The sequence below is a fragment of the Mycoplasmopsis glycophila genome (genome assembly GCF_900660605.1).
Classification (GTDB): domain Bacteria; phylum Bacillota_I; class Bacilli_A; order Mycoplasmatales; family Metamycoplasmataceae; genus Mycoplasmopsis; species Mycoplasmopsis glycophila.
Genome location: NZ_LR215024.1, coordinates 872,618 through 895,653, shown reverse-complemented (window position 1 = coordinate 895,653; position 23,036 = coordinate 872,618). Strand labels below are relative to the sequence as shown.

Genomic DNA, 23,036 nt, shown 5'->3' with positions numbered 1-23,036 from the left:
TTTTTGCCTTTTTTTAGCACAAAAACAAACTTTTTGTTATAATACTAACAGTTAAAGAGTAAGGAGGCACACTTATGTCAAACAAAGAAAACAAATCATGTTCATGCGTTTCTTGCACATGTCAAGCTTGCACATGTTCAAATTGCTCATGTTCAGCAAAAAAATAATTTTTTTTACTTGCAAACTGTCTTAAATATAGTAAAATATTATCAGTGGCCATAGCAAAGGGGTGCACCTGATCCCATTCCGAACTCAGTAGTTAAGCCCTTTAGCGTCGACGATAGCCTAACGGTGAAAATAGAACGCCGCTTTTTTTTATTCTTTTTTTACATCAAGGAACGAAAAAAAGCTTTTTAAATTATTTTAAAAATTTTCTTGACTCATTATATAAATATAGTAAAATATTATCAGTGGTCATAGCAAAGGGGTGCACCTGATCCCATTCCGAACTCAGTAGTTAAGCCCTTTAGCGTCGACGATAGCCTAACGGTGAAAATAGAACGCCGCTTTTTTTTATTCCTTTTTTTAGAACTGATAATTAGCTTAATCTATCAAAAAGTTTATTTTTAAGCTTTTTTTAAATAAAAAATACACTTTTTGCTATAATTTAAGTAACAATATAAAATTTAAGGAGTAAAAAATGTTAAAAGAAGTTAATAGAGAAGAATTACAAAGCGCTTTAGGTAAAGGAGTTCAATTAGTTGTTTTTTTTGCAGAATGATGTGGACCATGTAAAATGTATAAACAATCTTTAGAAGCTCTTTCAGAAGCACAAGGAATTGACATTTTACGTGTTAATATTGATAAAGAAAGAGATTTATCAATTGAACACAGAGTTTCTTCAATTCCGCTTACAGAAATTTATGTTGATGGAGAAATGGTTGAAACAGTTAGTGGATACCTTCCTTTTGAACAAATTCAAGCTGTTGTACTTAAACACTTCTAATTCCTAATGATAATAAAAAACCTCGAATTTAATTTCGAGGTTTTTTGATGTTAAAACATATGGTGCCGACAACTGGACTCGAACCAGCGACCACCTCCTTACCATGGAGATACTCTACCTACTGAGCTATGACGGCAACTAATAATAATTTTAACATAAATTATTTGAAGTAAATTAATAAAAAAGAATTGTTAAAACCCAAAACCTGCTCCGCCAGGCATCTTACCGTTTTTAATGTTTTTCACCATTTCAGTCATTCTTTTTTGCATTTGTTCAAAATCATTGAGAAGTTTATTGTATTCTTGAGCTGTGCGTCCGCTTCCTTTAAGAATTCTTTCTTTGCGTGAAGCTTGCTTTAATAATTTAGGATTTTTTCTTTCTCTATCAGTCATTGATGACATAAGTATTTGATAAATATTCATTTTTTCTTCTGCTTTTTCGAGTTGATCTTCGTCAATTTTATTTGCAAGACCACCAGGAAGCATTTTTAAAATTTTAGAGAACTTACCTAAATTTTTCATTTGTTTGATTTGTTCTAATAGATCATCTAATGTAAAGTTACCTGAAAACATTCTTTCTAACATGTTTTGAGCTTTATCTTGATCAATGACATCTTGTGCTTTTTCAACAAGAGATAAAACATCACCCATTCCTAAAATTCTATCTGCCATTCGATCAGGGTGGAATAAATCTAAATTTGATACTTTCTCACCTGTTCCAATAAATAGAATTGGTAAATTTAAAACTTGTCTCAAACTTAATGCAGCTCCTCCACGTGCATCTGAGTCTAATTTAGTAATAATTGTCCCTGTTAAAGATAATTTTTCATCAAAAGTTTCTGCAACATTCAAAATATCTTGCCCACTCATTGCGTCAGCTACAAATAAAATTTGATTAGGTTTAGCAACTTTTTTAGCTAAAACTAACTCATCCATAAGTTTTTCATCAATACTTAAACGTCCTGCGGTATCGATTATGATTAAATCATTATTATTTTGTTTTGCTTTTTCTAATGCATTTTCAATGATTTTATCGACAGGATGTTCAATTCCCATATCAAAATGATCGATTTGAATGCTTTTAGCAAGTGTGACAAGTTGTTCTACTGCAGCAGGACGGTAAATGTCAGCTGCTACAACAAGAGGTTTTTCAGTCATTTTTTTCTTTTTGAAATAAAAAGCTAATTTTGCTGTAGCTGTGGTTTTTCCTGATCCTTGTAAACCAGTCATCATAATAATATATGGTTTTTTATCTAACTTAATTTCTTTAGTTTCATTACCAAGGATATTTACAAGCTCTTCATGAAAAATTTTGACCATTTGTTGAGAAGGATTTAATTTACCAACAATTTCACGAGTTAAAGCTTTTTCTTTAACATTATTAATAAAAGTTTTCACAACTTTCAAGTTAACGTCAGCTTCTAAAAGAGACATTTTAACTTCTCTTGTGATTTCAACAATATCTGCTTCATTAAGAACAGTTTTTTTAGCCATTTTAGCTAAACTTTTTTGTAATTTTTTTTCTAAAAATCCTAACATAAATATAATTATACATTAAGTTAAATTATTCTTTTTGAGCTAATATAATATCTTTTAGTAATGCTTTGAACTCTTTGTGCTTTCAATAATAAAATTCAAATAATTGATATAATAAATATTATGATTGAACTAATAGTTAAATACAAAGATAGAATAGATAAATATGTTTCGAATAATACTGAAATTTCACGTAATGATATTCAACAATTAATTGAAGAAAACGTTGTTAGTGTTGATGGTATGATTATCAATAAACCGAAATTTCAGGTGCGTGAAGGGCAACTAATTAAAATCGAAAGAGTTATCGATAAAGAAATTAAAATCGAACCACAAGAGATGGAATTAAATATTGTTTATGAAGATGAACATCTTTGTGTTATAGATAAACCGACAGGGCTGATTGTTCACCCGGCACCAGGGCATTATGAAAAAACCCTAGTAAATGGTTTGCTTTATCACTTCAAGAACAATTTATCAAATGAGAACGGACTTTTAAGACCAGGAATTGTTCATAGAATTGACAAAGATACAAGTGGTTTACTAATTATTGCAAAAAACAATGAATCACACAAACTTTTAGCAGAAATGTTTGCTGAACATAAAATTCAAAGATCTTATGTTGCGATTTGTGACGGAATAATTGAAGATAAAAAACTAAAACTAGATTTACCAATTGGAAGAAATCCAAAAGATCGTCAAAAAATGGCTGTTACAAATCAAAATTCTAAACATGCGATTACTTATGTTACGCTGTTAAACACTTTTTATTTAGATAATTTACCAAAAAGCTTAATTAAGTGTGAATTAGAAACAGGACGTACTCACCAAATCAGAGTACACCTTGCATATATTAAAAACCCAATTTATGGAGACCCAATTTATAATAAGTATGTAGATGAACAAGGACAAAGACTGCATGCTTATAAATTAACTTTTCTTCACCCGTTATTAAACAAAAGAATCACTTTATATTCAAAACCACCAAAAGATTTTGATGTAGCAAATTTTGATTTTGATCAATTTATTGCTGAAGATCAAAAAGAAATGGAGCAAAATGATTAAAAAAAGAGAATATTTCACAAAAAACTCAATTGAAGAATTATGAACATTTGAAAAATCAACTTTTAGATTTTGAATTATTGCGTTTTTTGTTGGTCTACTAGTTCTTTCAGCACTAGTATTAGCACAAATAATTGTTTTAGCAGTTAACTTTGAAAACATTCGCAACGAAGCTCTAGAAGTTGTTAAGGATGCAACTACTAAACCATCTAATTTTTATATTGGTTTAAAAACATTTGCGTATGATGGAGTTATTTTAGGATTTTTAGTATTTATTCTAATAACTTATGCAAACTCTGTCAAATTATCATACAAAGAGCATGACTTTTCCAAAATTTCATACTCATCATTAGCTTATGCTTTAACCATTTTACTTTTCAATGTAGTTTTAATTATTTCTAATTTAGCTACAAGCGGTGGAAATGGATTATTTATTTTCAGTAACTTAACTGGTTGAAGACTTGCTTATGCCATTCTTAAGTTTATCTTTTTTGTTGTTATGTTCTTGGTTTGTTTCTTATTAAGAAGAGAAGTTTTAGCAATTAAAAAAGCTTTCCTTGCTATTCACCAAAGAAAAGCTTTCGAAGATTTACGTAAAGAATTTACAAAAATGGTGAAAAATGAAGATGCACAAAATCCATTTGTAAACATGGGAAATTGAGAGAAAATGACTGAAGATGAAATAGAAGAAGAATTTAAATATTCAGCTGAAAACACATCTAAACCAAACCACAAAAAAGAATCGGAAGATGCTAAAAAGAAAGAAGAAATTCAAAAGCTTTTAGATTTACCAAATGAAAAACTTTTCAAAATAGCTGAAATGCTTAACATTTTTGATTATGAAAAACTATCAAAAGATGAATTAGCTGAAAAAATTTACTTTTACACAACCACAGAAAATCAAAAAAATAAAGAAGATAAATAATACTTACTTAAAAAACAAGAGACAACCAAATCCTTTCTTGTTTGCTAGAGTGTAATCTCTAGGGCAACAAAAAACATTTTTAACACTCCTAATTTTTTATTTTTAAAGAAACATTTTGAAAAGTTGTATAATTTTAATGAAATTTTTCGACTCATGGACCTCATATCCATAGAAAAAACACCTTCGGCCGGAAGGTGTTTTTTCCTTTTCGAAAGGAGGTAATATGCGCTAAATTATTTGGTTCTTAAAATGGCTAGTATAACTAACAATATTAAGAAAATCAAAAATAACTTAATATTCATATTCCTTTCTTTCAAAAAAATTTTTTTCAACCCATTTTCCTCCTTTCCAGTTAGAAAATCCCAGAGATTCCCTAACATTAAGTAGATAAGAAAAAAACACTTTTCCACTCAAAAAGAACTAAAAAAGAACAGAAAAAGTATAAAGGTAAGATTTAGTTAATCTATCTTTATAAACTTTTAGATTTAAGACGTTTTTTCATTGAAAGTTTATTTGTAATACAATTTGATTTATTTACTTAACTTTTTATATTGCTAAGCGGAACAGTCCCTATTTTTTTTATTTTTAAAGAAACCTTTTGAAAAGTTGTATAATTTTAATGAATTTTTTCGATGCATGGACCTCATTTCCATAGAAAAAACACCTTCGGACGGAAGGTGTTTTTTCCTTTTCGAAAGGAGGCAATATGCTCTAAATTATTTGGTTCTTAAAATGGCTAGTATAACTAACAATATTAAGAAAATCAAAAATAACTTAATATTCATATTCCTTTCTTTCAAAAAAATTTTTTTGATGCATTTTCCTCCTTTCCAGTTAGAAAATCTCAGAGATTCCCTAACATTAAGTAGATAAGAAAAAAATACTTTTGCACTCAAAAAGAACTAAAAAAGAACAAAAAAAGTATAAAGATAAGGTTTAGGATAGAATGTAATCTCCAACGCAACAAAAAATACCATTTTTTGAAATCTAAAAGTGGTATTTTTTGTTTTTTTCTTTGTCTTCATTGAATTTCTAAAGATTTAATAGTGGCTATTTACTTTAGTCTTATATATTTTGTAGCTTTACCTACACCTTCTCTTTTGATTTCTTGTTCTTTTACTAGTTTTCTTAATTAACTTTCGATTGAACTAAGACTAAGATTAGGGCGAAGTTCGATAATATTTTGTTTTGAAAACCTTTCTATTTTCTGATTAATTGCTTTTCTTACAATTTCAAGAGGAGGTAGTTTTTCTTCGATGATAGAAAAGCGAACTTTAAATGCTTTGTAAGTAGCGAGAATAATACCTTAATGGACTTGACGCCAGTTGGCCTAAATTGTCCGCTCACAAAAAAAAGATGGCCAATTAACCATCTATTTTTCATCCACCATTTTTTTAGCATCTTCGAGTTTAACGCTGAAAAAGCTTGTTACACCACGGTGTTGCATAGTTGCTCCAAAAAGTGCATCTACTTTAGTCATTGTACCGATACGGTGTGTAATTACTAAAAATTGTGTTTGTTTTTTAAGTTCTTGAAGGTATTCTCCATAACGTAAAACATTGTTTTCATCAAGAGCAGCTTCAACCTCGTCCAAAATACAAAGGGGAAGTGGTCTTGCTCTTAAAATTGCAAAAAGTAAAGAAATTGCAATTAGAGATTTTTCACCCCCAGAGAACAATTTTAAGTTTTTAATACTTTTGCCTGGCGGTTGTGCATAAATGCTTATTCCACTCTCTAAAATATTGTGTGGATCAACGAATTTAACTTCAGCATTTCCACCACCAAACATTGAACTGAAGACTCTAGAAAACTCTTTATTAACATCAGTTACTATGTTGGTTAAACGAGTAATTATTACTTTATCCATTTGTTCGATTGCTTCTAGAATTGTGGTTTTAGCATCAACAAGCTCTTGTAAGTTTGTTGAAAAACTTTCGTATCTTTCTTCAACTTCAGCTAGTTCTTCAATTGATTCGAGGTTAACATTACCAAGTTCTTCAATTTCTTTTCTTAATTGTTTAATTACTTCGCCAGCTGATTCTATTGAAAGCTCAAGTTCATAATTTTCAATTGCATAATCTAATGTTAATTTATAGTGATTTGCTAATCTCTCTTTATACTGATCTAAATAAAATTCAGCATTTTGGTATACCTTCATTTTTTTAGCAAATGACTCTGAAAGATTAATTAACATTTTCGAAATGTTTTTTCTTTCTTCTTCGAACTGATTAAGCTCTGTTTTAAAGTTTTCTTCAATTTTTGTTTTGGTTTGAAGATCGAATTCAATTAAACGTAACTCTGCCTCAAGTTCTTGAATTTTTTGATGAAGAGGACCAAGATTAATTTCTGTGCTCTGTTTTGAATTATCAAAAGAAGTAGCTAAAATTTTATATTCTTTAATTTCTGATGTAAAGTCTTCTAGTCTAACATTAATTGTTGCTAATTCTTTGTGATATTCATTATAAAAAGCTTGTTCATTATTTATTTTTGATTGTAAGGTTTGAATTTCCTTCGAAGCTAAATTTTTATCATTTTCTAAAACGGGTAGAATTGCTTGAAATTCTTTTATTTTATCATCCAAACTAAAGGCATCATCTGATTCTTGCTTGGTTCCACCTACCATTACCCCACCAGCACGAATGATATCTCCATCTAGAGAAACTATCATATATTTACTTTCAAGTATCTTTGAAATTTTATTACCTGATTCAATATCTTTGGTGATAATAATGTTTCCAAGTAAAAATTCCTTAAGTTTTGAAAATTCTGCTTTAGTTTCTACAAGATTTGAAGCAATATCAACATATCCAGGCTGATTTTTTAAAACGAATAAATAATCATCACGAACATATTTTGGTTGGATTGTATTTAATGGAATGAATGTAGCACGCCCACCATTGTTTTTCTTTAAGAAATTAATTCCTTCGACTGCTGTTTCTGATTTATCAACAACTATGTGTTGTGTAGCATTTGCTAAGATAGTTTCAATAGCTGTTGCATATTCACGTTTAACACTTAATAAGTCGCTAACAAGACCTTTATAACCTTTGAAAAGCTGTTTGTTTTGAACTATTGATCTAGTACCTTTAAAAAGGTTTGTTTGCTTATTCTTTTTTTCTAAAAGAAGATTGAGTTGCAACCTAGCATAATTAATTTTTTTATCAGATTCATTTAATAAACGAAAGTTTTCTTGTAGCTCTGATTGTAATTCTTTAATTGAGTTTGATGATGTTTCAGATTTAATTTCCAAATCGTATTTTACTTTGCTAAAATAATCAATTTTTTGTTCAAGCTCTTTTGTTTTGGTTAGAATTGCAGCTAATCTTTCTTCTTCGTTTGCTTTGATTTCACCTCTTGCAATTAAATCTCTTTTTTCATTTTCTTTCGCTTCAGTTACTCTTAAATCACCGAGCCTAATTGAAATTGAATCTTTTTTGCTTCTTAAACTGACTAGTTCGCTATTAAATTTATGCAATTCAGTTTTCTTGGTATTGATTGAAATATCTAATTTATCAATTTGATCTTTATATCTTTTTTGAGTATCTTCAACACCGGCTAATTCGCTATGTAGTTCGTCATAAACTTTTTCTAATCTTTGGATTTCGTGAGCTAAAAAAGCAATTTCGATTTTTTCTAATTTTGCACTTTTTTCTTTGTAAAGTAAAGCTTTTTCTGCTTGTTTTTTAAGAGGTTCCAGTCTTCTTTCGAGTTCTCTTACAATTGTTTCGATTTGCTTTAGAGTACTTTCTGTTCTTTCGAGTTTTTTAATAGCTTCTACTTTTCTGACTTTATATTTTGAAACTCCAGCAGCTTCTTCGAAAATTAAACGACGTTGTTCATCACTTGATTGTGCAATTTCAGAAACTGTACCTTGAGAAATAATTGCTAATGAGCTTTTTCCAATTCCGGTTTCCATCGCAATTGTTTTAATATCTTTTTGACGACATGGCTCACCATTTAAGAAATATTCATTAATTCCTTTTCCACGTTGTAAGCTTCTTGTGATAGTAATTATGTCAGAGTCAACACTTGAAATTCCATCACTGTTATCAAAAGTAAGTGTAACGGTTGCCTTATTCATTGCGGGAACAGTTTTAGAACCAGAGAAGATTACATCTTCCATTGTATCTCCCCTTAATTCTTTTGAGCTTTGTTCTCCAAGAACTCATCTAATGGCATCATTAATGTTGCTTTTTCCTGATCCATTTGGACCAACAATTCCTGCTACTTCACCATCAAATTTTAGTACAATCGGATCTGCAAATGACTTAAATCCATGTGCTTCTAATTTAATTAATTTCATTTTATTTCCTTATTTTAACTTACTGAGTGCATCTTGCGCGGCAGCAAGTTCAGCTTCTTTTTTTGTGCTACCTAGTCCTTCTCCAAAAATTTGCTTATCATGTTTTGCTTTTGCATAAAATTGTTTATTTGGTAATTGTTCGGTAATATATGAAATATTTTCTTTACTAAAACTTTGAAAATATTCTTGTAATTGACTTTTTGCATCTTTATTATTTTCTGAATGGACACGATCAATTACAGGATAGATGTATTTTGCTATAAATTCTTTTGCTTTTAAAATTCCTTGGTCAACATAAATTGCGCCAACAATTGATTCAAAAACATCGGCTTGAACTTTATGTGATTCTTTAACATCCTTTTCCATTTGCCCAGGTCCTGTTTTTAATAAATCGATTAGACCAATTTCGAGACTAATTTCACTGAGTGTTTCAGTACATACAGCTTTAGCTCTTAATCTGGTTTGAAATCCTTGTGCTAAATCTGGATATTTTTTATAGATGTATGAACTAGAAATAAATTGTAAAACAGCATCACCTAAAAATTCAAGTTGTTCATAATTTTTACGGTTTTGATTATATGAAGAGTGAGTTAGAGCTTCAATAAAAGTTAGTTTATTCTTTGGTTCAATTTTATGAATTTCAAAAAAATCATTTAGTGTCATAATTACTCATTCATCTTATTTTTTAATTTGATTAGTAAATCTTTTTCAACAGCATCTTTAATATTATTTAATGCTGATAAATAAGCTTTTTTATCGCTTGAACCGTGCGCTTTAATTGCTAGTGCATTAACTCCGATAACTCAAGCACTTCCAACATTTCTATAATCTAAAACTTGTCCTACTTCTTTGAAAGCGCCTTTTAAAAAGCTAGCAGCAACTTTACGAACAAAACTTTTCATAATTCTCATTTTAAGGAGGTCTTTAAAAGTAAAAATAGCACCTTCGTAGCTTTTTAAAACTAAATTTCCGCCATATCCGTCGATTAGAGCTACATCTATATTTCCTCTAAATAAATCTCTTGTTTCTTGAAAACCAATGTAGTTAATATTTGACTCTTCTTTTAAGATTGCATTTGCTTCAATAGCAAAATCTTGCCCTTTATAATCTTCAGTCCCGATGTTCAAAATAGATACCTTAGGATTAGCTGTATTAAACATAGTTTGGTGAAAAACTGATCCTAATTTAGCTCACTCAACTAAATATTCAGATTTAACAACTAAATTAGCACCAACATCCATGAATAAAAATTTGCATCCATTAATTGCATTACAAACAGGCATAAAGGCAGGGCGAGAAACATTTTCTAATCTACCTAATTTCATGGTTAAACCAGTAATATATGAACCGCTATCACCGCTAGATAAAATTGCATCAAAGCCATCTTCTTTAATCATTTGAATGGCTTGATTCATTGAGGTATTTTCTCGTAAAGTGCTTCTTAATTCTTTAGGATTTGAAGGAACATTAGGGTTGTTTAGATAAAAGACATTTTCTAAAAGTTCATCTTTGTAATTTTGTTTAAATTCTCCAATTAGATGCAATTCGAAATTAGGGTTTTGTTTAGCAAATTCTAATGCAGCAGCAATTCCTGCACTTTGACCGTTATCATTACCATTTAAGTCGAAAACAATTTTATAATTTTCCATTTTATTCAACTCCTATTAAAAATTGATAGTTTGGTTGTTTACCATCAATAATTTCAACTTCAATATCAAATTGACTTTCAATGAAATTGTTAAGCTCTTCAGCATCATTAATTGAACTTTCTTGACCATAATAAATACTTACAATTTCCTTATTGTTATCGACCATTGCTTCAATTAAAATCATTCCAGCCTCAAATAAAGTTTTGCTTGAAGCAATAATTTGACCATTAAAAATTGATAAATAATCACCTTCTTTGATTTTTACGTTATTGATTGTTGTGTTTCTAACAGCTTTAGTTACTTCTCCAGAATTTACTTCTGAAATTGCTTCGGTAATTAACTCAAGATTATCTTCAACACTAGTTGAGTGATTAAAGTTTAACATCGCTGTAATTCCTTGCATTTGTGTTTTTGTAGGAACAACAATAATGTTTGAATCTTGGAATACTTGAGCAGCTTGTTGAGCTACTAAAATAATGTTTGAATTGTTAGGTAAAATAATTACATTTTTAGCATTAACAGCTTTAATAGCTTCAATTAAATCTTGAGCTGAAGGGTTTTGTGTTTGACCGCTTTCTACAATGTAATCACACCCTAGTTCTTTCATGCGTTCGATAATTCCGCTTCCAAGGTTACATGAAATAATTGCAATTTCTCTTCTTTCACTATTTTTAGAAATTTCTTCAAGTCTTTGAGCATTTGCTTTTGAATTGTTAGCTTGCAATGTCATGTTTTCAGACTTAATTTTGATAAATTCGCCATATTTTTGAGCGTGATTTAATAATTTTCCTGGCGTTAATGTATGTCCATGAATTTTAAGAAAGTTGTCGTCTTGTACAATAACTAGAGAGTTAGCAATTTTCTGCATATTTTTTGTAAAAGTATCTTTGTTGAAATTATTTGGTTCTTTTAAGTCTACTAAAACTTCTGTACAATAACCAAATTCACCATTAAAAACTTCTTTATCACTTATGAAGCTTTGAATATCATCAGCTTCATTTGAAATTTCAACAAAATTACCTTGTAAAGCAAAAAGCATACCTTGCAAAATGGTAAAGAGACCTTCTCCACCACTATCAGTAACACCTACTTCACGTAATGTTTTAAGTTTATTAGGCGTTTCGTCGCAACTTTTTCTTGCAAATTTAACAACATTTTCAAAAAACTCAAGGATTGATAATTCTTTATCTCAAAGTTCTTTTCTTAAATTTTCGCTTGTCTCTCTAATAACTGTTAAGATAGTACCCTCTACTGGTTTAAATACAGATTTATAAGCTCTTTTAGCAGCTTCTTCAAAGGCAATTATTAATTCGTTTGTAGTTAATACTTCTTTTTCTAAACACCCTAGAGAAAAACCTTTAAAAATCTGAGAAAGAATAACACCTGAATTACCACGGGCTTCATAAATCATATCGTGTGCAACAGATTTACTTACTTCTTCAACTGTTGGGCTTTGTAAAGTTTCTAAATTCTTTACAACACTACTAATTGTTGAAGACATGTTTGTACCAGTATCTCCATCTGGAACTGGGAAAACATTTAAAGCATCAATTTTATTTTTAGCATTGTTCAAAGCATTGGAACCTGAAATAATAGCTTTAGCTAAATCACTACCATTAAGAATATTATTCATTTGTGACCTCTTTTATAAAAATTATTAATTTTTCTAATTTGTAATTACTTTTTTTGAGATTTTTAGTTAAATTTTTGTTTAATTGTGAAATTATGAATTTTGCTTGTACACCTTCAAGGATTGAAATACCAATTTGAATGATTAAACCTTTTTCACCATTTGTCACATCAATTAGCGAAAATAAATCATTTTCAATATTTGGATTGTTTGTATTGAGTTTGATTTCTAGATTTTCATGAACTGCTGTAGGATCGACAGAAATTGTCTCTCTATGTAATTTTGTAATTCCAACCATTGAAATTAATGATTCAACAAAAATTTTTTTAACTTCAGAGAAATGCATTTATACTCCCTATTTAATTGGTTTATATAATAATTTATATTTTACATTATTTTTTACATTTATATGGTTTAAAGATAAAGAGAAAATCTTCAAGTAATTTTATTGTGCAATTTGTATCAAATTTAGTTATGATATTTAAGTATGGCAGAAACAATTCATGAAGCAATTGTGCTTAATATTTATGAAAATGAAGAAAACCTTTTTGTTGTGAGTTTTTTTACTCGCAAGGGTATTTTAAATTTAATAGCACAAGGATTAAATAAGCAAACATCGAAAAACAAAGCTAATTTACAAATTGGTTCACTTGTTGAAATTGAATATTTTGCTTCCCGCTTTGAAGGTAAAATGGGTAGACTTAAAAAAGCACATTTAGCTAGCAGCATTGATTACACTGAAGTTAGTAACATTGAATTTGCTAGGTCACTAGTTAAGTTACTTGGCAACATTAATACATCAAATCATATTTTTGAACTTTGTAAAAATATTTACCAGTTCATTTCGCCACTTGCAAATCGTAAAATTTTAACTTTTTTATATGCTCAAGCACTGATTTACTTTGGAATTTGCCCGAATTTTGATTCTTGTCGCATTTGCTTCAATCGGAAAAGTTTAATTGATTTTGATATTTATGAAGGCGGCTTTGTTTGTAATCGTCACGAGCTTACAACTGATAAAAATATGGAATACTTACAAGCTGTTTGGTGCTCTTTTCATAGCCTTGCTCGTTACCTTACAATTGTGAATAATACCACAAACAAAATTCTCTTTAATCTGTACTCACAAATAATTAAGGAAAACGGTTATCAAACATAGGGAAAAAGTTTCATATTTCAAAAACACCTTTATTATTGCTTTAAAAAATAAAAATAGATATTTTTTAGCTTTTGTTTATGCCTTTTAGACGCATTATCTAAATTTTAGTTAATCTTGACTAGTCAAATACAGTTCGAAAATTGCTAGTACAAAGAAATAATAATATAAAAGAATTATTAAGCTCTATTAAATAAAATTTAATTAGGAGTTATGAGAGAAATAAAGTTTAAAAAAATTCCTATGCGAACAAAGATTAGATGATTGTTCCTAGGAAAATGACCATTAGAAAGAAAAAGCAAACCAAAAATATTAGAATATATGTTTCTTGTATTTAATAATATTTTAATTTTTATATTATCAATCATATTATTATATATCTACCTGAATTCATTCAAAAATACAACAAAAAGTCCACTTAATCTATTGATTTCATTGATACAAGAACACACAGAGCTCAAATTATTAATTACATTATTGTTTGGAATGTTTTTCGTCAACTTGTTCTTGTGTATTCATGTTTATTATATTTTGTCAAAGACAGAATTTAATAAATGAATACCAATTTTAGGTACTATTTTCGCATTATCATTTGTTTTTAGCTTTTTAGCAATTCTCTTTTTTATGGTTGCTTACGCTAAAAGCGAATTGGCTTTCGAATAATTACAATAACTCCAAGGAGATTTTATGAAGAAAAATAAAAAATTATGAACATCTATGGTTCTTTCTTTAACAACACTTACAGGATTCTCAATTTTTTCAGCTGGATGTAATCCAGAAACTACAACAAAAGATGATTCTAATGTAAGTGGTGGTATCGAGTTTAATTTAAATAGAGATTTTAGAGATAAAGACGGATTAATTAAAGATTATACAAACGAAGATATTAGTTCTGTATATGCAACAAGCAGCACACCTGCAAGCAAAGTACTTTTAGTAAACGTTGATGGTTCTCAAAAAACAATGTACCACAATGCTTTCTATTTATTCAAACAAACACAAGCTTATGCAAAAGGATACAGAATTAAAACAATCGAAAAAGGTGCATTCGATATTTTAGATACAACAATTAACGTTGGAGCGACAGATGAAAGACAAGCGCCAGATATTCTTTATGCACCATCAGATAGAGTTACTGACCTTGCATCAAGAGGAATGGTTGTTGAATTAGATAAATTTGATCCAAAACTTTTAGATACTTTACAAAAATCTATTAATTTAACAGATACAGAAAAAAATGATATTTTAGCTTATGGTTCATACCTTGGACTTAAACAAGGAGAAACTACTCCTTCGAAAAAATTCCTTGCTATTAGACACAACGTTGAAGGTATTGTTTTAGCTTCAAACAAAGAAGAAGTTGAAGTGCGTGCAGACCTTCTTTCAAATGAAAACAACACATTACTTAAAATGGTTCAAAATGGAAAAGGTTTATTCTTCTACCAAAACTTCTGATTTGGAAATGGACTTTTAGGTGGATACTTTACAAACAGAGACCATTTAACTGAAGCGCAAAAAAATGATTCTGAATATTCAGTAGATAACCTTATGAACAAAAGTATTTACCAAAACATTGAAAAAGGTGCTCCTTCTTCAGGTTGGGTAGTTACTGATCCATTTCACGAAGTTTTTGCACCAGTTATTAATTTAGCAGGAGCAATGAGCTACGAAATTTGAAATGCTATTTACAAAATGACTGATGAAGAATATGCTAACTCACCATGAGGACAAAAAGGTATTCAAAGAAAATCATTAGAAGTTGCACTTTCAAGTGATGGTGGAAACTTTAACAACCAAGTTTATGCATTCTTTAAAGAAAACAAACTTAACTATACAATTCTTGGTTCATGAGAACTTACAAACGCTTTCAAAAATGGAGGTGTAAAATCAGTTTTTGCTGCTCCAGATGTTGATGAAGGTGTTCCATACTTACAATCACCAGGTTCATGAACATACTTAATTAACGTAAGAAACTTAAATGCTGAAAAATATGGAAATTTAGATGATAGAAAACAAGCTTTAAGAGAATTACTTCTTGCAATTTACTCTCCTGAAGCTTCAAATGCATACTTTAAAGCTGATACAAAAATTCCATACGCTAAATCATTACAAAATCTTCTTAAAGCAAACGTTGATCAAACACTTGAAAACGAAAACGAGGGTGCACAAACATTTGCTAGAGATTTAGGATATGCAAATGTTTCTGAACTTAAAGCAAAATACGCAGAATTAGTTGCACCAGTTGATGCTTTAGCAGGTGCATTTATTGGAAATGGTTGAGAAAACACAGCTGATGCAAATGCTACTTCAGAAAACAACAAAACAGCAACTACAGAAGAATTTGTTGTAAGAGTAAGTTCATTACCTGAAGAATCTGTTGTAAGATTCAAAGAATTACTTCAACCATATGGTTTACCACTTAAAAATGCTTTAGCTGGTTTATACCAAACATCTGTAGCTGGATTAACAGCAGGTACAGAAGCATATAAATTATCAACTGATTTACTTTCAGAAGATGCTAAAACAAACTCAAGATATGATGAATTAAAAGACGGAAAGAACTGACACCTTAGAAAAGTAGAAAAAGCTATTTTTGGAGTTAATGAAGATAACGAAAAAGATTCATTCATTGACCAAATCAAAGAATACACAATCAAATTACTTAAAGCTACAACAGCAGAAGAAAAAGCTGCAGCACAAGGTGAATATGATGCTTTCTACAACAACTTATTAGAAGCTGGATATGCCTTTTACGCTCCAACAGCTAAAAACCCAGTTGATAAAGCTACATTCTCAGATCTTTTTGCAAAACGTATGACATATTGATTCAATAATGCATTGTTAAGATCATTAGGAACAACATTATTAGATGCTTTAAACTTCCCACGTAAAGATGGAAGCGCATCAGATGTTAAATACAGCAAAGTAGCACAAGTAATTAATGACCTTCTTAAAGCAGGTATTGTTAACAAAGTATTCGATGTTTTAACATCAACAACACCATATGATCAAGGTGGTCTTGGAGTATTTAGAACACTTCAAAAAAGACCTGGAGTTTCAAACCCACAATTTGGTATCGTTTGAGAAACATGAAATGAAAAAACATTTGGTGCTTTACCAGTATTTACTGAGTTAAGAGATAAAGGAAACATTACTGATAAAGAATCATTCTTAAATGCTATTAGAACAAAATTAAGTGACAATATGAAAACAAAATTAGGCGCAATCCAAGGTGATGCTAAATTCCTTATTCCTTGAACATAATATTTAATGTCAAATTATTATCGAAAATTTAAAACTAATATTAACAAAATAGACTTTTACGTTCTTGTTAGTTTACTTGCAGCTTTAATGTTTACTTTAACTATTTGAGTAATTATCCCATTTACTCTTGGAGTTAATGAAGAATACCTTAAAGCAAACGGAATAGATCCAAATTCGATAAATAAAGAGAATAATGAAGCAACAAGTTTGACATCATTAACCCTGCTGTCATATATTGCCAATGCTTTTGTTATTCTCTTTTTCCTTGCCTACCTCTTTTGGGCAGCAAGGAAAGTAAAAGTTGGTTACATCTTTTATTTATCTTGAATTTTTATCTTTATTACTTTAGCTTTTATACCTTTTATTAAAGGTGTAAAAATCTTACACACTTGACAATTAGGAACAGGAATTTGTATTAGTATTTTTTCTTCATGCATCAGCATTGCACTGGCTATTTCGCTGGTAAAATATCATATGGAAAGAAAAATACACTATTATGAATGATTTAAAATACATAGACAGAAAGGGAGGTAAGAATGGAGAAGCTTAAACTTTATAATTGATACGGTGAAGAATTTGAAAGCAAATTACCAGAAACTGCAGATACTTTAAAAGCTTATAAACACCAAGTTAATAACGTCTTTACTCGTTTAAGTGAAAACACTAAAACTAGATATAACGTTGAAAAAGACTTGTTTTTAAGAGCTAAAACCAAAATCAATGACAATTTAAAAAGAGAATTAGATAGCAATAAAGTTGCTTATTTAAATAAACTTAAAGTTTACAAAGATTCAATCAAAAAACTTGCTTTCGTAGATGATGTTAAAAAACTAATCAATTTTGAACTCAAAAAAATTAGAAGCACTAAAAAAGCAAACAAAAAATATGTTAAAGATTTTGTCTATTCACTCGAACACACTGGTGATGACTTTGAAGATAAAGTAGCAAACATTCAAAAATTACAAAAGAATGTTAATTCAACAGAAACAGAACTTTTCCAAAAACACTGTTTATTTAATGCTGTGTTAATTTACCTTAAGAAATTCCAAGATCGTGATTTTGACTTTGATAAATTACAACCTTATTTATCAGCATATGAAGTTCAGTTTTTATCTTCAAAATATGATCCATCAGCTTTTCTTCAAGATTTTTATGCAAAATTAGAAATCAAAAGAGCCAAATTAATCAAACAAAAAGATCTTTTGGTTTCAAAATACAATGAAACTAAAAAGCTTCAAAGAGAGCTTTACTTAAATGAGAAAAATAACATCATTTTAAGCGCGAACCAAAGAATAGTCGAATTAGAAAATGAATTTAATTTAAAAACAGAAGAATTAAAAACAAAAGCTGAAAACTACAAAAAAGAAGCTTTAACTAAAATCAAAAACCACAAAGCCCAAATTTTAGCTAACGAAAAAGCTAACGTAGCTAAAATTAAGCAAATTAAATCAGAAGCACAAAAGGTACGTAGCGTATTAAAAGTGCAAAAAGATAAATTATTACCAATTTTTGAATACAAGTTTCTAATCAAGAACGCAAATGATTTTATCAGTTTTATTAATAAACAAACAGACTCAAAAGTCACTTTAAATGATCAGCACAAAAACGTGACAGATTTAGGAACTTTAAAAGCAATTTATAATAAAACATTAAATCAATTAAAAGAATTAAATCATGATTCAAACCCACATTATGCTTTATACAAAATTGCTTTTAAATACTTCTTTAACTGCAGCAACTTACTTCAAGTTAAAAAAGAAGCAAAAGCACTTGTTAAATCTGAATATCTTAAAAATGTATCAAAAACATATAGATTGTACAGTTATGAAGCAGAATTTAAACAAGAAGAATCAAATGCTTTAAGAGAATGATTTATTGAAGCTAGAAAAACTAGAATTAAATTCTTAAAAGAAAAAATTCTAGCTAAATTTGAACTCCAAATTCTTAAAGTAAATGGAATGTTCAAAGAAGAGCAAGAGGATGCAAAAGTAAAATTTGGAGAAATTAACAAAGTTTACAAAAAAGATCTAGAAGAATTAAGTGAAAAAGTTAAAAATAAAGAAATTTCAAAACAAGCTGTTAAGAACAAAAAAATTGAAATTAAAATCAAAGCTAAAGAAGCTAGATATACAGTTAAACTTGAATCAAAAATCTTAAAAAATAGAGAAATTTTAAAGAGTCTTTTCTTCCGTAGAAGAGCGGAAGTAAAAGTTAACCGTAAAATTTATGAAAGTAAAATTAATGAAGCGCAAAAAACTATACCTGTTGAAACACATAAAAACATTAAACTTATTGCAACAATATTAGGATTTATTTGTCCTGGTTTACCTGAAATAACATACTTTAGACAATACATTAAAGGAATTTTAATGTTGCTCTTTACAGCAGTTGTTTGAGGATTTGCGATTCCTTTCTCATTAGGTTTCTATACTTCTAATATGAATGGTATTTTTGGATTTATAGACCTTGGAGCAAGCGGATTTAATGCTGACTTAGGTCATTTTCCTGATGCGCGTTACTTCCTTTTTGGAGGGGTAGTTTCGGTTATTCTTTTAACCTTTTCAATAATATACTTTGCGGTATCTGCAATTGGTGCAAGCAGAGTAGCAAAAAGCCTTTATCAAGGATCGCGTGCAAGCAGATGAAGTCATACCAAACGTTGATTACAAACATCAGGTTTCCCTTGAATGATTTCACTTTTTGGATGATTTTTAATGATCTTTATAGTAGTTGCTCCTGTTGTAACATCTATTTTAATTTCATTTACCAACTTTGGATTTAACCACCAAGCACCTACACAAACAGTAGATTGAGTTGGATTAGAGCAATGAGGAAAATGATGAATCTTTAGAAAAGCAAATTTAATTCAATCAATCGGAAACGTTTTAGGTTGAACATTAATTTGAACATTTGCATCTACTATCTTGCCAATTTGTTTAGGTCTTTTAATTGCGATTCTTGCAAATAACAAGAGATTAATTGGTAAAAAATACTTTAGATTAATTTTCATCTTACCTTGAGCAATTCCTGCTTTCGTTACTCTTGGATTCATGAAAAACATGTTTGCATCAGGAGAAACGGGGTTAGTGAACTTTATTCTTCTTAAATTATTTAATATTGAACCACGTTCATGATTGCAAGAAATTGGAACAGCTAGAGTTTTAGTTATTTTAGTTCAAACATGAATTGGTTATGCATGAATTTTCATGCTTGTTACAGGTAATTTACAATCGATACCAAAAGATATTTATGAAGCTGGTTCGGTTGATGGAGCGAAAGGTAAACATCTATTTTGATACCTTACTTTACCTTCGTTACTTTTAGCGATTGCCCCAATGTTAATTGGACAATTCGTTGCGGCATTTAACAACTTTACAACCATTTCTATCTTCACTGGTGGTGGTCCTGCATATTCATATGCAACTACATTCGGTGAAGCTTCAACAGACATTATCATTTCATGAGTTTATAAACTTACAACTGGTGCAGTTAAAATCGACGGAAACCAAGCATTCGGAGCTGCACTTGCAACATTAGCCTCATTATTCAGTATTGGTTTAGCAGCAAGAGGATTTATCAAATCAATGTCAAGGAGAGATTAATATGTGATTTAAGAAAAATAATTTTTACGAATTTACATTTAATAAAACAAATGTTTCGAAAAAGAAATTACAACCAAAAAGATTGAAATTTAACGAATCAGATACTAAACCCCCAACACCTCTTGAAATGATTTGACTCTTCTTTAATTACCTTATTTTAATAGTTTGAGCTTTAATTATTCTCTTCCCGATCGTTTCATTAATTGTTGCTTCATTTAATACTTCAAACCCTCGTTATGTTAGTGTTACACCATTTTCTTTTGGCTTTGACAACTTAACATACTTATTTACATCTCCAAAAAGTTCATTTACAACTTGATATGGAAACACAATTTATATCGCAACTTTAACATCTATTATTTCAACAGTTACAGTTGCGCTTAATGCATATGCATATTCTCGTTTCAAATTTGCTGGTTCTAAACACTCTTTAACAATTATTATGTTAGTGCAAATGATACCTGCTACATCTTCACTTATTGTTTTATATATTTTAGTAACAATGGGTGCTCAACTTCACATTTCGCCAGTTTCAATGCTTGTTATCATTTATTCTGGTGGTGCGATTGCAGGTAATACATTTATGGTTAAAAGTTATTTAGATACAGTTAGTGCAGAATTAGATGATTCAGCTAAAGTAGATGGATGTAATAACTGAGGACTATTTTTCAAAATTTTATTACCAGTTATTAAACCAGCTCTTGTAATGGTTGCTTTATGATCATTTCTTATTCCATTTACAGATGTTATTCTGCCACAGTTTGTGCTTGTAGACGATAAAGAAAGAACTTTAGCTGTAGGGTTACAAAAATTCCTTAACGACCAACAAGATATTCAAGCTGGAGCTTACACTATGGGGACTTTATTAGCTTCTATTCCTGCGTTTATGCTATTTATGTATCTTCAAAGATACATCGTTGGTGGATTAAGTGATGGAGCGGTGAAAGGATAGTTATGTTATTTAAAAAGAAAAACGAAAATATTATTTTAGAAACAAACGAATTAGATGAACTTCAAAATTTTGAACAATTAGATTTAGAAAAAATGATCAGCGAAATTGGTGAAATTGGAAATACATCTAATGGTGCACATATTCAATTAGTTAATATTTCTAAAAAATATGAAGGTAATGAAAAATATACTTTAAAAGATATTAATTTAGAAATTAAACCTGGAACATTCTGTATCTTTTTAGGGCCTTCAGGTTGCGGAAAAACTACACTTCTTAGAATGATTGCAGGCCTTAACTCAATTACTAAAGGGGACTTACTTTTTAACTCAAAAAGATATAATAACCTTTTACCTAACGAAAGAAATATCGCAATGGTCTTTCAATCTTATGCTCTTTATCCACACATGAACGTTTACAATAATATTTCATTCGGTTTAAAAATTGCTAAAGAAAGAAAAGATATTATTGATCGTCGTGTTAAAGATGTTGCAAAAATTCTTAAAATCGATGAATATTTATATCGTAAACCAAAAGATCTTTCTGGTGGACAAAGACAACGTGTTGCAATTGGTAGAGCGATTGCAAGAAAACCGTTAGTCTTCTTAATGGATGAACCACTTTCAAACCTTGATGCTAAATTAAGAGAAAGCATGCGTAGAGAAATTGTTAATATTCACCGTATGCTTAACACAACAAGTATTTATGTTACACATGACCAATTAGAAGCGATGACTATGGGTAATCAAATTGTTGTTTTCAATGATGGTCAAATTCAACAAAACGGAACAGGAAGAGAACTTTACTTTAAGCCAGCTAACATTTTCGTAGCTAAATTTATCGGTTCGCCAACAATGAACACTTTTGATGCTGTTTATAAAAACGGTGAAGTTGTTTCGGTTGATGGTGATGTTAAAATTCCTCTTACACTTCCAGAGAACAAAAAGAATGTAAAAAACAATCAAGAAATTGTAACTGGATTTAGAAGTGAAGATATTCGTATTTTCACAGAAGATGCTCCAGGACGTATTAAAGGTAAAATTGCAAATGTTGAGTTAATCGGAAAAGATCAATTAGTTGCTGTCAAAATTAATAAAGATATTGAGTTTATTGTTAATGCTTCAAATAGCGCTGAATACGAGCTTTATTCATATGTTTATTTAGAATTTGAAGAAAGCAGAATTCACTTATTTGATAAAGAAACAACAATGAGACTTAATTAAATATAACAATGAAATTAACTAACAAATTGCGTAATTGATCGCTTTCGAGAAATTACGCGCAAAGAAAATTTATGCTAATAATTTTGGCAACACTTATCTTTTTCATTCTTGCTATCTTGATTTTTGAAGCGATTTCTTATTCACAATATTTAGTCGAAGATAAAAGACTTATTTTGGCTAAACTTATCGAAGAAAACAAAAGTAAGGAGCCAGGCAAACAACTAGCAACAGATGATGCTACAGTTTGAGCTCTTTCACCTGGTTATGCTCTTAAAACTATTTTCTATAGTTTAGAATTATCAGCTTTAGGTTTTATGTTTGTTGCGTTTGTGTTTACTATTTGAATTTTGATTAACTTATTTACTAATAAATACAATGGTGATAAATATTTTAGAATTTTATATTACACAACCACAATAGCTTTTGCTCTTATTTTCTTTACAATTTCAGTTCAACCACAACCAACTTATTTTGCAAGACAAAAAATTGAAATTATTGACGGAGCAAAATATTCAATCGATATTAAAGAAACAATCCACGTAATTAGCTACAAATGATTCTGAATTGCTTTATTTGGTACCTTTATTTCTCTCATCATATCAATCGTAGCTAAAAAGAAATTAGGATATTTAACAAAATCAAAATTCTTAAATACAAGATTTGCTGAAACTAAAAAACTTAAAGAACAAATTAGAGTTATCGAAGAACAATAATTAATATTTCAAATAATGCACCTACTCCTACATGAGTAGGTGCATTTTTATATACTAAAAGCGTTCTTTGACTACCTAG

General features: G+C 29.5%; 17 protein-coding genes, 1 tRNA gene and 2 rRNA genes. 12 read left to right on the top strand and 8 right to left on the bottom strand.

Annotated elements, in window-relative coordinates; genetic code table 4:
* Positions 1-13: 13 nt before the first annotated feature.
* Positions 14-220, bottom strand: a complete 207-nt coding sequence (locus tag EXC46_RS03530) for a hypothetical protein (protein ID WP_084262972.1) — start codon at positions 218-220, stop codon at positions 14-16.
* On the opposite strand from EXC46_RS03530, the gene rrf (EXC46_RS03525) reads away from it, so the two are divergent.
* From rrf (EXC46_RS03525) to EXC46_RS03515, 3 genes are all read left to right on the top strand, one after another.
* A 5S ribosomal RNA gene (gene rrf / locus EXC46_RS03525) occupies positions 209-314 on the top strand. The two genes, EXC46_RS03530 and rrf (EXC46_RS03525), sit on opposite strands and share 12 nt — an antisense overlap.
* A gap of 92 nt (positions 315-406) precedes the next feature.
* Positions 407-512: ribosomal RNA gene (gene rrf / locus EXC46_RS03520) — 5S ribosomal RNA — on the top strand.
* Between the two features lie 128 nt (positions 513-640).
* Positions 641-946: a thioredoxin family protein gene (locus EXC46_RS03515; RefSeq protein WP_027333915.1), complete on the top strand. Its 306-nt coding sequence runs from the start codon at positions 641-643 to the stop codon at positions 944-946.
* 60 nt (positions 947-1,006) lie between these two features.
* Here the strand turns inward: EXC46_RS03515 and EXC46_RS03510 are convergent.
* Both EXC46_RS03510 and ffh read right to left on the bottom strand, forming a co-directional pair.
* Positions 1,007-1,082: transfer RNA gene (locus EXC46_RS03510), tRNA-Thr, on the bottom strand.
* Positions 1,083-1,137: 55 nt separating this feature from the next.
* Complete coding sequence (ffh, locus tag EXC46_RS03505; protein ID WP_027333916.1) at positions 1,138-2,484, bottom strand: signal recognition particle protein; 1,347 nt, start codon at positions 2,482-2,484, stop codon at positions 1,138-1,140.
* Positions 2,485-2,604: 120 nt separating this feature from the next.
* Here ffh and EXC46_RS03500 point away from each other — a divergent pair, with 120 nt between their 5' ends.
* Positions 2,605-3,546, top strand: a complete 942-nt coding sequence (locus EXC46_RS03500; protein ID WP_044888969.1) for an RluA family pseudouridine synthase — start codon at positions 2,605-2,607, stop codon at positions 3,544-3,546.
* Complete coding sequence (locus EXC46_RS03495) at positions 3,539-4,468, top strand: hypothetical protein (protein ID WP_027333917.1); 930 nt, start codon at positions 3,539-3,541, stop codon at positions 4,466-4,468. The genes EXC46_RS03500 and EXC46_RS03495 overlap by 8 nt, the downstream gene beginning before the upstream one ends.
* A gap of 1,372 nt (positions 4,469-5,840) precedes the next feature.
* On the opposite strand, the gene EXC46_RS03485 is transcribed toward EXC46_RS03495, so the two are convergent.
* Genes EXC46_RS03485 through EXC46_RS03465 form a run of 5 tightly spaced genes read right to left on the bottom strand, consistent with a single transcriptional unit; the run spans position 5,841 to position 12,396 of the window.
* Positions 5,841-8,771 carry an AAA family ATPase gene (locus tag EXC46_RS03485; protein WP_027333858.1) on the bottom strand — a complete coding sequence of 977 codons (2,931 nt, stop codon included), beginning with the start codon at positions 8,769-8,771 and terminating at the stop codon, positions 5,841-5,843.
* A 9-nt stretch (positions 8,772-8,780) separates the two neighbouring features.
* Positions 8,781-9,434 (bottom strand): ribonuclease III, encoded by a 654-nt coding sequence (rnc, locus tag EXC46_RS03480; RefSeq protein ID WP_027333857.1) that lies wholly within the window; start codon positions 9,432-9,434, stop codon positions 8,781-8,783.
* 2 nt (positions 9,435-9,436) lie between these two features.
* Positions 9,437-10,420: a phosphate acyltransferase PlsX gene (gene plsX / locus EXC46_RS03475; protein ID WP_027333856.1), complete on the bottom strand. Its 984-nt coding sequence runs from the start codon at positions 10,418-10,420 to the stop codon at positions 9,437-9,439.
* 1 nt (position 10,421) lies between these two features.
* Positions 10,422-12,053 carry a DAK2 domain-containing protein gene (locus EXC46_RS03470; protein WP_027333855.1) on the bottom strand — a complete coding sequence of 544 codons (1,632 nt, stop codon included), beginning with the start codon at positions 12,051-12,053 and terminating at the stop codon, positions 10,422-10,424.
* Positions 12,046-12,396: a hypothetical protein gene (locus EXC46_RS03465; RefSeq protein WP_027333854.1), complete on the bottom strand. Its 351-nt coding sequence runs from the start codon at positions 12,394-12,396 to the stop codon at positions 12,046-12,048. Before EXC46_RS03465 ends, EXC46_RS03470 begins: the two co-directional genes overlap by 8 nt.
* Before the next feature lie 141 nt (positions 12,397-12,537).
* On the opposite strand from EXC46_RS03465, the gene recO reads away from it, so the two are divergent.
* The 7 genes from recO to EXC46_RS03425 all read left to right on the top strand — a co-directional run bounded on the left by recO (position 12,538) and on the right by EXC46_RS03425 (position 22,957).
* Positions 12,538-13,209 (top strand): DNA repair protein RecO, encoded by a 672-nt coding sequence (recO, locus tag EXC46_RS03460; RefSeq protein WP_027333853.1) that lies wholly within the window; start codon positions 12,538-12,540, stop codon positions 13,207-13,209.
* A gap of 684 nt (positions 13,210-13,893) precedes the next feature.
* Complete coding sequence (locus EXC46_RS03450) at positions 13,894-16,470, top strand: hypothetical protein (RefSeq protein WP_027333851.1); 2,577 nt, start codon at positions 13,894-13,896, stop codon at positions 16,468-16,470.
* 6 nt (positions 16,471-16,476) lie between these two features.
* Positions 16,477-17,004 carry a hypothetical protein gene (locus EXC46_RS03445; RefSeq protein ID WP_044888948.1) on the top strand — a complete coding sequence of 176 codons (528 nt, stop codon included), beginning with the start codon at positions 16,477-16,479 and terminating at the stop codon, positions 17,002-17,004.
* 2 nt (positions 17,005-17,006) lie between these two features.
* Positions 17,007-20,072, top strand: coding sequence for an ABC transporter permease subunit (locus tag EXC46_RS03440; RefSeq protein WP_027333849.1), 3,066 nt, complete (start codon positions 17,007-17,009; stop codon positions 20,070-20,072).
* A gap of 1 nt (position 20,073) precedes the next feature.
* On the top strand, positions 20,074-21,024 hold the full coding sequence (locus tag EXC46_RS03435) for a sugar ABC transporter permease (protein WP_027333848.1): 951 nt from the start codon (positions 20,074-20,076) through the stop codon (positions 21,022-21,024).
* 2 nt (positions 21,025-21,026) lie between these two features.
* The gene (locus tag EXC46_RS03430; RefSeq protein WP_027333847.1) at positions 21,027-22,244 is read left to right on the top strand and encodes an ABC transporter ATP-binding protein; all 1,218 of its coding nucleotides are present in this window, start codon (positions 21,027-21,029) and stop codon (positions 22,242-22,244) included.
* A 71-nt stretch (positions 22,245-22,315) separates the two neighbouring features.
* Positions 22,316-22,957: a hypothetical protein gene (locus EXC46_RS03425; protein WP_129622186.1), complete on the top strand. Its 642-nt coding sequence runs from the start codon at positions 22,316-22,318 to the stop codon at positions 22,955-22,957.
* Positions 22,958-23,036 lie beyond the last annotated feature (79 nt).